The following is a 9,161-nucleotide window of genomic DNA, read 5'->3' as shown; positions in this document are numbered from 1 at the left end:
AAGTTCGGTTGGTATATCATGAAAATATGTTTTTTGACTGCTTTGGCGGTGTTGTTATTTCCTCTACTGGTGAGTGCGGAAACATTGGATGGGGATGAATACGAATCCATTGCCCTGCAAAAACAGGCATTATGGGGTAGGATTGATGAAGTGGTTCACCCTGATATATTATCAAGACATCGGGCGAATCTTGAAAGCAAGCAAAACATCACTATTGCCAAGATAGTGGCTCGTGTCGCACCAGCAGTCATGGATACGGACAAGCAAGTGGCACTGCTTTATGAAGCCATCATTGAGATGAGTGGTGGTCACCAAATGGTGGAGATAAATCTGTTTGACTACATATTCTTTGTGCTAGCCATGGCAGCAATCAGTGACCAACCGTTATCCATGGCTCAGCAACAATCCATAAATGATCAGGCGCATACTAAGTATCTATATCCCATACTAAAAGTCAAAATTCATGACTATGTCATTGGGCGGGATAATCATGTCATCACAGAGGAGTTGCGACAGCTTATTGATTCGGGATTTACCCAATACAAGCGTAATAGCACCATACTCTATCATAGGGAAAGTTGGACGGGAGTGATTGGAGGGGAGTCGGAGTGATTATCTGATGAGATGAATACATCTCCACGGATGCGTGAATTGATGGCTAAACACATGGCGACAGATGATAAGGATGATGATAACGTCTTTAATATGCTATCAAACAGCCAAAGTATTTTGTTACAGCAGTCTATTTTTAAGTGTATGCCATCATAGAATAATTCCCTTATCTAAAAACTAAGCTGTTATTAGCCTTATAAATAGGGGGATTATTTACCAATCAACAAGCCTAGATAAAATCGCCAAGTAAAAACCCGCCCATTAGAGCGGATTTTTTGCCAAGGTTGGCGATTAACCACCAAAGTCATCAAGCAAGATATTTTCATCTTCTACGCCCAAGTCTTTGAGCATTTTGATGACGGCGGCGTTCATGACAGGAGGTCCACACATGTAGAATTCACAGTCTTCTGGGGCAGGGTGGTCTTTTAGGTAGTTTTCATACAGAACGTTGTGAATAAAGCCTGTATAGCCTTCCCAGTTATCCTCAGGTTGTGGGTCAGAGAGTGCCACATTCCAAGTGAAATTAGGGAATTCGGCAGCCAAACCGTCATAATCTTCCACATAGAACATTTCACGCTTAGAACGTGCACCGTACCAAAAGCTGATTTTGCGGTCAGATTTTAGGCGTTTTAGCTGGTCAAAAATGTGCGAACGCATCGGTGCCATACCTGCACCGCCCCCGATGAATACCATTTCGGCTTTGGTGTCTTTGGCAAAGAACTCACCATAAGGGCCAGATACGGTAATCTTATCACCCGGTTTTAGGCTAAATACATACGATGACATTTTGCCGGGTGGGATATTGTCAGGGCCTCGTGGCGGTGGGCTTGCGATACGAATGTTAAACTTGATGATGCCCTTTTCTTCGGGATAGTTTGCCATAGAGTAGGCACGAATCACAGGCTCATCAACCTTGGACGTATAACGCCATAGGTTGAAGTTATCCCAGTCTTCGTGGTATTCTTTGGCAATATCAAAGTCTTTGTAATGCACTTCATGCGGTGGGGCTTCTAGCTGTACATAGCCACCTGCACGGAAAGGTACGACCTCGCCTTCTGGGATTTTCAGGGTAAGCTCTTTAATGAAGGTTGCCACGTTATCATTAGAGATAACCTCACATTCCCATTTTTTAACATCAAAAAATTCAGGGTCAATCTCAATTTTCATGTCTTGCTTGACGGCAACTTGACATGCCAAACGCATACCCTCACGAATCTCGCCTTGGGTAAAATGACCTTCTTCGGTGGGTAGGATAGAACCGCCACCGTCCAACACCTTACAACGACATTGACCGCAAGTACCACCGCCACCACAGGCTGACGACAAGAAAATGCCTTCGCCTGCCAATGTTTGCAAGAGCTTGCCACCTGCGGCGGTGGTTACGTTGTTGTCGGGATTGTCGTTGATGTTAATTGTTACCTTGCCTGAGCTGACAAGGCGTGAGCGTGCCACCAAGATGACCACCACCAAACTCATGATGATGGCGGTAAACATGATGACACCACTGATTGCTGTACCAAACATGGTTTCTCCTTATAAGCTCATACCGCCGAATGACATAAAGCCAAGCGACATCAGTCCGACAGTGATAAAGGTAATGCCAAGACCACGAAGGGGGGCGGGTACGTCTGAGTATTTGAGCTTCTCACGCAGTCCTGCCAATGCCGTAATCGCCAATGCCCAACCAAAGCCAGAACCCACGCCATAGACGATAGATTCGCCAAAGTTGTAATCACGCTCTACCATAAATAGCACGCCACCCATGATCGCACAGTTTACTGTGATGAGTGGCAAGAACACGCCTAGGGCGTTGTAGAGTGCTGGCATGAATTTGTCCAAAAACATCTCTAAGATTTGGACGGTTGCCGCAATCAGAGCGATATAGCTAAGTAGTCCCAAGAAAGACAGATCGGTATTTGGCATGCCTGCCCACGCCAATGCCCCGTCTTTTAGTAGGAATTGGTAAAGCAGGTTGTTTAGCGGAACAGTAACCGCCATAACCACAACGACCGCAACGCCCAGACCAATGGCGGTTGAGACCTTTTTGGAGACGGCGATGAACGTACACATACCCAAGAAAAAGGCAAGAGCCATGTTTTCAATGAATACGGACGTGATGAATAAACTGATATAGTGTCCCATTAGTGTGCTTCTCCCTTAGAATTTGGTGCGATGACAAACTCCGCAGGTTCTTGTTGCTCAGGTTTCCAGTAACGCACAATGGCGATGAACAGAGCAATGACAAAGAACGATGACGGTGGCAACAATAGCAAGCCATTTGGGATATACCAACCGCCGTCTGTGGCTTTTTCTAAAAGTTGAATGCCAAACCAGCTACCGTTACCGATGATTTCACGGATACTTGCCACAAAAATCAGTACGGTAGAGTAGCCCAAGCCGTTACCAATACCGTCAATAAAACTTGGGATTGGTGGGTTGCTCATGGCGTAGGCTTCGGCACGACCCATAACGATACAGTTGGTGATGATAAGACCGATGAACGCACCTAACGATTTGGCGGTGTCATAGGCGACCGCTTTTAGGATTTGCTCAACCACGATAACCAATGACGCAATCACGACCATTTGTACGATGATACGAATCGATGACGGGATATTGTTACGAATGATTGAGATAAAAAAGCTAGAAAATGCCGTAACGAGCGTAAGTGCAATACACATGACAAGGGCGTTTTGCACGCTCGTGGTAACCGCCAATGCTGAACAAATACCAAGGATTTGCAGGGCAATGGGGTTGTTATTAAAAATCGGCGTGGTTAAAATCTTTTTGGTATCCGCCATGATTATGCTCCTTTACCGCCAGCTGTACCAGCTTTTAGGTTGTCTAAAAACGGCTGATAACCGTCTTTGCCTAGCCAAAACTGAACCATGTTATGCACGCCACGACCTGTTAGGGTAGCACCGCTAATGCCGTTAACTTCGGTAGGTTTGGCAGTACCTGCCTTAGCAACACCCATAAGCACGTTGCCGTTGTCATCATGGGCTTTTTTGTCATGCCATTGGGCACGCCAAGGCTCTTCGGTGATACGAGAGCCCAAACCGGGGGTTTCTTTGTGCTGGTAGAAGTTGACACCTTTAATGGTGTTAAAGTCCTTATCAAGGGTAAGCAGTCCATAGATTTGACCCCACAGACCCGCTCCGTGAAAGGGTAGAACGAGCGTCTCAATCTCACCGCTTGCGTTTTTGGCGACATAGGCTTTACCAAATTTTGGCTTACCGCCAATGGCAGCGATGTCATTTTCAAGTGGTGCACTAAGGCTTGGGGTACGAGCCGCTTTGGCAATGTCATAGTTTGCCACGTCTGTGATGCCTGCTTGGGCAGCTTCTTCTTCGGTGGCAAATTTGCCGGTTTCTAGATTGACAAGATGAATTTCAAATTCTTTAAAGCGTTCTGCCACCACCGCATTTGACTCAGTATTTGGGTCAAATTTGCCTGCGGCGATAAGGATGTTTTTGTTAAAATCTAGGGTGCTGTTGGCAGTTTGCTGGGGTTTTAGACCCACCGCAACGGCTGACACCATGACCGAACAGACAAGGCACAGCACCAAAGCGGTTACAAGGGTTGTAACGTTACTATTTTTGGCTGACATGAGCTAGTCTCCGTGCTGTTTGACGTTTGATGTTGGCTTGTTTGACAAAGTAGTCAAATAGCGGTGCAAATAGGTTGGCAAACAAAATGGCAAGCATGATACCTTCTGGGAAAGCAGGGTTTACCACACGAATGGCAACCGTCATAAAGCCGATGAGTAAGCCATAGCACCAACGACCTGTGTTGGTATGGGCGGCTGATACTGGGTCTGTTGCCATAAAGACCGCACCAAACATAAAGCCACCGATGACCAAATGCCAATGGGGGGCAAGGCTCATCATTGGGTTGGTGTCGCTACCAATCATATTAAAGATAAAGGCAGTAACCACAAGACCGATGACCGCCCCTGCAATCACACGCCAGCTGGCGATTCTGGTGTACATGAGTACCGCACCACCGATAAGAATGGCAAGGGTTGAGACTTCACCGATGGAGCCTTGCATATTGCCCAAAAAGGCTTGACCCCATGTGATGGTCTGACCATAAGCGTCCACAAAAGCATTAGACGGCACACCTGCGGCAGCTTGACCTAGGGGGGTTGCACCGCTATAACCGTCCACGTTGTTTAAGCCTTTAACGGCAGTCCACACCGCATCGCCCGACATATAAGCAGGATAGGCAAAGTACAAGAACGCACGACCTGCCAAGGCGGGGTTAAGACAGTTCTTGCCTGTACCGCCAAAGACTTCTTTTGCCACGACCACACCAAAGCTGATACCTAGGGCAACTTGCCAAAGCGGAATATCAGGCGGTAGCGATAGGGCGAACAGCACAGACGTAACGAAAAAGCCTTCGTTAATCTCATGCCCACGCACCACCGCAAAAATCAGCTCCCACGCAAAACCCACTGCAAAGGTTACGGCATAAATGGGCAAAAACTGCATGGCACCATAGACCATACACGCCAAAATGTTGTTCGGGTCATAGCCTACCATGCCTGTAACAATGGTACGCCAGCCTGTTGGCGTGATACCAAAATGGCTAATGGCAGTCAAGGCTTGAAAGCCGACATTGTACATTCCCCAAAACATAACAGGGAAAGTACATAGCCACACGGTAATCATCATGCGTTTTAGGTCAATACCGTCACGGACGTGAGAGGCACTGTACGTTTGGGAGCTTGGCTGACGCAAAAAGGTGTCAAATGCTTCCCAGACGGCATAGTATTTTTCGTATTTACCACCCTTAGTAAAGGACGGCTTGGTACGGTCAAATAAATTGTGTAAAAATTTCATCGTTTGCCTTCCTTAACCTTCTGCTTCAATACGAGTTAGGTTATCACGCAAAATATCGCCAAACTCATATTTACCAGGCGATACAAAGGTGCAAAGTGCCAAATCTTCTTCGTCAAGCTCCAACGCACCAAGCTCCACCGCTTCTACAATATCGCCAACGATGAGCGAGCGAAGTAGCTGAGTGGGTAGGTAGTCTTGGGGCATGACGGTTTCAAATGAACCGATTGGCACCATGGCACGGGGTGAGCCGTTGGTTGTGGTGGTAAAGGCGTATTTTTTGCCTTTAAAAAATTGAGAAATATAAATCGGTAGCGTTGAAAAACGGTTCGCCCCAAGTGTTAGGTAGTGAAATGCAGGGCGTTCACGACCTTCGGCAAGTGCTGAGACTTGATTGTGAAAACGTCCAAGATACGCCACCGCGCCGCTTGCCTTACGACCTGACAGCACCGACCCTGAGATGATACGGTTGTCATCGCCATTTAGCTCGCCATGGGTTAAGGCGTTCAAATCCGTCCCACGAGTGGTTTTGATAAGGCGTGGGTTTTTGACGACCGTGCCAGCTAGGCTAATGGTGCGTTCGGTGTGAATCTTACCTGTGGTAAAGAGCTTACCAATGGCAATCACGTCTTGATAACCGATTGTCCACACGGTTACGCCACGAGCTAGTGGGTGCAAAAAGTGAATGTGCGTGCCTGCGTTGCCAGCAGGATGAACGCCGTCAAAACCGTGATATTCAACACTGCCTGCAACATTGGTGGCTTTGGTTGGGGCGGTTTTGCCATGACAAACAAGCGTTTTTGGCGATAGGACAGAGATGACGGCAAGACCACTGTTAAAATCATCAATATTGGCATTGATAATATCAGCAGGGTCGGCACTTAGGGGGTTGGTGTCGGTTGCGGTAACAAAAATCGCTGACGGCGTGCTGTCAAGTTCAGGGGTACGGCTAAAAGGACGGGTGCGAAACGCTGTCCATTCACCAGCGTCATTGAGCTGGGCGACCACTTCTTCACGAGACAGCTTGGCAAGGCTGTCTTTGGCGTGGGCTTTAAAGCCAATCTCATCGCCTTGGGCAACTTCAATGACGAGGCTTTCAAACACACGTCGCTCGCCACGGTTGATGGCGATGACCTTACCTGAGACGGGGGCGGTGTATTTGACCCCCAGACGCTTTTTGTCTTCAAACACCACCTGTCCTTTGGCGACTATATCGCCTTCCTTGACGTGCATGGTCGGACGCATACCGATATAATCATAACCGATAAGGGCGACATGAGTAGGTGTGTGTTCGCTAATTTTTTTGGTTGGCTCGCCTGTGATAGGCAAGTCCAACCCCTTTTTTATGGTAATCATAAGCGGATACTCAATCTGAGTGAAATGACCATACCAGACTCCTGTTGGTATACACGAGAGCTTTAACGCTGACCTTAAACTCCTTAACAACACGTTAATGCTTGTAGTTACAGTGGCGACTGGCTACCTGTTTTGATGAACGTTTAGGGTGTGTTAATTAAAATTTAGATGAATAAGACTTGACAAATCGCTGTCCATGACCGTAACTCATCACGTTTAACACGTCCTAACAATCGTTCTCTTGCCCAAATTAGGCATGAAGATTCTATCTATTATACGCTAAACTTTGATAAATTTACAGAAATTTTTGAGAAATATTAAGGGTAAATGGTTGATTGTCATGATTATGTCAAAAAGATATGAGACAAGATGGGGCGTGATTTTACAAATGATAATTGTTTATAAAAATATCACCCAAAACGGAAAAATGCCCCATTGATGACAAATGCCACGCTCCACACGCAGATAAGTAGCACGTGAAATCCCATGACTTTTAATGTATTGGCGGTATGCGTGCCATTTTCTAGCTTTTTAACTACCCGAAAACGGGCGTGCAAGGCGGTGAGTATCGTCAAGATGAGCCATGTTAATTTACCATGCACAAGGGCGGTCAGCATGCCCATGTTTTGCCCCCAAAGTGCTGGGGGTAGTAAGGTTATTAGCATATAAAAGCCTGTTACCACTTGCACGGCAAGGGCGGTCATGCCCAAGGGTTCATAGCTTTTTTCAAAGGCTAAAAATCCTGCCACGTCATTTTGGCGGATAAAATTGGGCATTAGGCGGATAAGCAGGTATAAATGCCCACCCACCCAAATGCTGGCTCCAAATAAATGTACAATCAAGGCAATTTTATACATGGTTTTTCCAACTTGGTTATATGAGTGTGATAAATGATTGGGTTTTTTGAGTGGTTTTATTTCAAATTTATTTTAAAAACTATTTTCTCCGCCCTGCTCTAAATACAAAAGGGTCATCATAAAAGGTAGGGTCGGCATTATCCCAAAAATACGGCACGCCCAATATCGGCAAGGGATTTAATTGGCGTGGGGTAACATCATCTTTTAATAAAAAGTTATTTAAATGTTCTGATAATTGATTGTCCAACATGGCTAATTGCTCGTTGAGTGATTTGGCAAAAAATGATGAATGAACTTTGATAATCACGGTATGGCTACATAAGGATTTAAAGGGGCTGATGAGTTGCTCCAATAACGCATGACCGAATATAAAGATTTTGGCTTTTTTGTTGTTGTCATGATGATAATCTGCCCAATATTCACGGTTATCCACCAAGCACGTTTGCCAATCAAAACCCACCAAGGCTTGCCCAATGGTAGTGCCAATCTCATCATCGGCGACAACAAGTATCGCCCCATTTTCATCAAATACGGTAATGGTATCTCGCACACGGTTACGTCCGTTGGCGGTGTGGTTGTCGCCCATGTGGGCGAGATGTTTGGCATTAAGTAGCGATTTGGTATGGGGAAAAACCGACCACACGCACGCCCCAAACCAGTCGTGCAGATTATCACGGGTTGGGATTTTGCGGTGTTGCCCGATGTGGGTTTCGTACGCTGTGCCGTGTTCTAGGTCGTTTTGGTGGGTAAAGGTAAGTGGGCGGTTTTGGTAATTTTTTAGGGCAATATGATTGTTGGCAAAATAGCCATTTAACCACTCAAACAGTGGCAGGGCAGGGTGGTCGGCAAATGCCTGATGAATGGGCAAATACGGGGTAAGCCAAGGGGCGGACGGGTCAATGGTGGCAAAGTCGTGCAAAAAGTCGTGTGAAAAATCGGACATGATGATATTAACAGGCGGTAGAATCATCGTGAGCATAGCATATTTTATGAGCTTTGGGTAGTCGGTTTTTGGGGGTAGGGCGTTATAAAAAACTTGCATATTTTCGCACTTGCGTTTAATATGGCGATTATTTATAAAGATGAGAGTATATGATGACCCTATCGCAAACATTTGCCCCTAAATTCATGGCGTTGGCACTGGTCGGCACATTGGCATTGTCAGGCTGTTCGGTGTTTCGTGTGTACACCATTGATTTGCCCCAAGGCACGCCCATCACGTCCGCTCAGGCATCGCAGGTGCAAGTAGGCATGACCGCCGACCAAGTGACCTATTTGCTTGGTAGCCCTGCCATGAAAGACACGCTAAACCCGAACCGCTTTGACTATCTGTATGACTACACCGCAGGCACAGACGGCAAGCGAGCGGGCAAAAAAGACATCAAAAACGCCAGTCAGTACCTGTCTATCTTTTTTGAAAATGGGCGTGTAGTGCGTATCGCAGGGCGTGAATCACTGCCAAGAAGAAATCAGTAATACCCCACTCTCAACTTAA

11 protein-coding genes are annotated in these 9,161 nt (G+C 46.4%); 3 read left to right on the top strand and 8 right to left on the bottom strand.

Annotation, left to right across the window (positions count from 1 at the left end; genetic code table 11):
- Both B5J93_RS00110 and B5J93_RS13390 read left to right on the top strand, forming a co-directional pair.
- A partial coding sequence (locus B5J93_RS00110) for a hypothetical protein (protein WP_211278835.1) occupies positions 1 to 612 on the top strand: 612 nt, incomplete at its 5' end.
- 12 nt (positions 613 to 624) lie between these two features.
- The gene (locus B5J93_RS13390; RefSeq protein WP_158080653.1) at positions 625 to 768 is read left to right on the top strand and encodes a hypothetical protein; all 144 of its coding nucleotides are present in this window, start codon (positions 625 to 627) and stop codon (positions 766 to 768) included.
- Between the two features lie 135 nt (positions 769 to 903).
- On the opposite strand, the gene nqrF is transcribed toward B5J93_RS13390, so the two are convergent.
- The 8 genes from nqrF to B5J93_RS00070 form a co-directional block, all read right to left on the bottom strand.
- Complete coding sequence (nqrF, locus tag B5J93_RS00105) at positions 904 to 2,136, bottom strand: NADH:ubiquinone reductase (Na(+)-transporting) subunit F (RefSeq protein WP_079323852.1); 1,233 nt, start codon at positions 2,134 to 2,136, stop codon at positions 904 to 906.
- Positions 2,137 to 2,145: 9 nt separating this feature from the next.
- Positions 2,146 to 2,754, bottom strand: a complete 609-nt coding sequence (gene nqrE, locus B5J93_RS00100; protein ID WP_029103013.1) for an NADH:ubiquinone reductase (Na(+)-transporting) subunit E — start codon at positions 2,752 to 2,754, stop codon at positions 2,146 to 2,148.
- Complete coding sequence (locus tag B5J93_RS00095; RefSeq protein ID WP_079323851.1) at positions 2,754 to 3,413, bottom strand: NADH:ubiquinone reductase (Na(+)-transporting) subunit D; 660 nt, start codon at positions 3,411 to 3,413, stop codon at positions 2,754 to 2,756. The genes nqrE and B5J93_RS00095 overlap by 1 nt, the downstream gene beginning before the upstream one ends.
- Positions 3,414 to 3,415: 2 nt before the next feature.
- On the bottom strand, positions 3,416 to 4,222 hold the full coding sequence (locus B5J93_RS00090) for a Na(+)-translocating NADH-quinone reductase subunit C (protein ID WP_079323850.1): 807 nt from the start codon (positions 4,220 to 4,222) through the stop codon (positions 3,416 to 3,418).
- Positions 4,206 to 5,456: an NADH:ubiquinone reductase (Na(+)-transporting) subunit B gene (locus B5J93_RS00085; RefSeq protein ID WP_079323849.1), complete on the bottom strand. Its 1,251-nt coding sequence runs from the start codon at positions 5,454 to 5,456 to the stop codon at positions 4,206 to 4,208. Before B5J93_RS00085 ends, B5J93_RS00090 begins: the two co-directional genes overlap by 17 nt.
- 12 nt (positions 5,457 to 5,468) lie before the next feature.
- The gene (locus B5J93_RS00080) at positions 5,469 to 6,809 is read right to left on the bottom strand and encodes a Na(+)-translocating NADH-quinone reductase subunit A (RefSeq protein WP_079323848.1); all 1,341 of its coding nucleotides are present in this window, start codon (positions 6,807 to 6,809) and stop codon (positions 5,469 to 5,471) included.
- Between the two features lie 410 nt (positions 6,810 to 7,219).
- A complete protein-coding gene (locus B5J93_RS00075) occupies positions 7,220 to 7,666 on the bottom strand; it encodes a CopD family protein (protein WP_079323847.1) in 447 nt (148 codons plus the stop codon).
- 79 nt (positions 7,667 to 7,745) lie between these two features.
- Positions 7,746 to 8,708: a DUF3025 domain-containing protein gene (locus B5J93_RS00070; RefSeq protein WP_228144819.1), complete on the bottom strand. Its 963-nt coding sequence runs from the start codon at positions 8,706 to 8,708 to the stop codon at positions 7,746 to 7,748.
- 86 nt (positions 8,709 to 8,794) lie between these two features.
- On the opposite strand from B5J93_RS00070, the gene B5J93_RS00065 reads away from it, so the two are divergent.
- Entirely contained in the window at positions 8,795 to 9,142 is a 348-nt protein-coding gene (locus B5J93_RS00065) for an outer membrane protein assembly factor BamE (RefSeq protein ID WP_112742774.1), read from the top strand.
- Positions 9,143 to 9,161: the final 19 nt, after the last annotated feature.

The sequence above is a fragment of the Moraxella equi genome, from assembly GCF_002027555.1.
Classification (GTDB): Bacteria; Pseudomonadota; Gammaproteobacteria; order Pseudomonadales; family Moraxellaceae; genus Moraxella; species Moraxella equi.
The sequence above is the reverse complement of the archived record's forward strand: the minus strand, read 5'-3'. Positions and strand labels throughout refer to the sequence as shown.

Bases quoted from the DNA above. Each gene is read 5' to 3' on its own strand.
- B5J93_RS13390 (WP_158080653.1), top strand. From the start codon at position 625: ATGAATACATCTCCACGGATGCGTGAATTGATGGCTAAACACATGGCG.
- B5J93_RS00085 (WP_079323849.1), bottom strand. From the start codon at position 5,456: ATGAAATTTTTACACAATTTATTTGACCGTACCAAGCCGTCCTTTACT.
- B5J93_RS00070 (WP_228144819.1), bottom strand. From the start codon at position 8,708: ATGCAAGTTTTTTATAACGCCCTACCCCCAAAAACCGACTACCCAAAG.
- B5J93_RS00080 (WP_079323848.1), bottom strand. From the start codon at position 6,809: ATGATTACCATAAAAAAGGGGTTGGACTTGCCTATCACAGGCGAGCCA.
- nqrE (WP_029103013.1), bottom strand. From the start codon at position 2,754: ATGGGACACTATATCAGTTTATTCATCACGTCCGTATTCATTGAAAAC.
- B5J93_RS00075 (WP_079323847.1), bottom strand. From the start codon at position 7,666: ATGTATAAAATTGCCTTGATTGTACATTTATTTGGAGCCAGCATTTGG.
- nqrF (WP_079323852.1), bottom strand. From the start codon at position 2,136: ATGTTTGGTACAGCAATCAGTGGTGTCATCATGTTTACCGCCATCATC.
- B5J93_RS00065 (WP_112742774.1), top strand. From the start codon at position 8,795: ATGGCGTTGGCACTGGTCGGCACATTGGCATTGTCAGGCTGTTCGGTG.
- B5J93_RS00090 (WP_079323850.1), bottom strand. From the start codon at position 4,222: ATGTCAGCCAAAAATAGTAACGTTACAACCCTTGTAACCGCTTTGGTG.
- B5J93_RS00095 (WP_079323851.1), bottom strand. From the start codon at position 3,413: ATGGCGGATACCAAAAAGATTTTAACCACGCCGATTTTTAATAACAAC.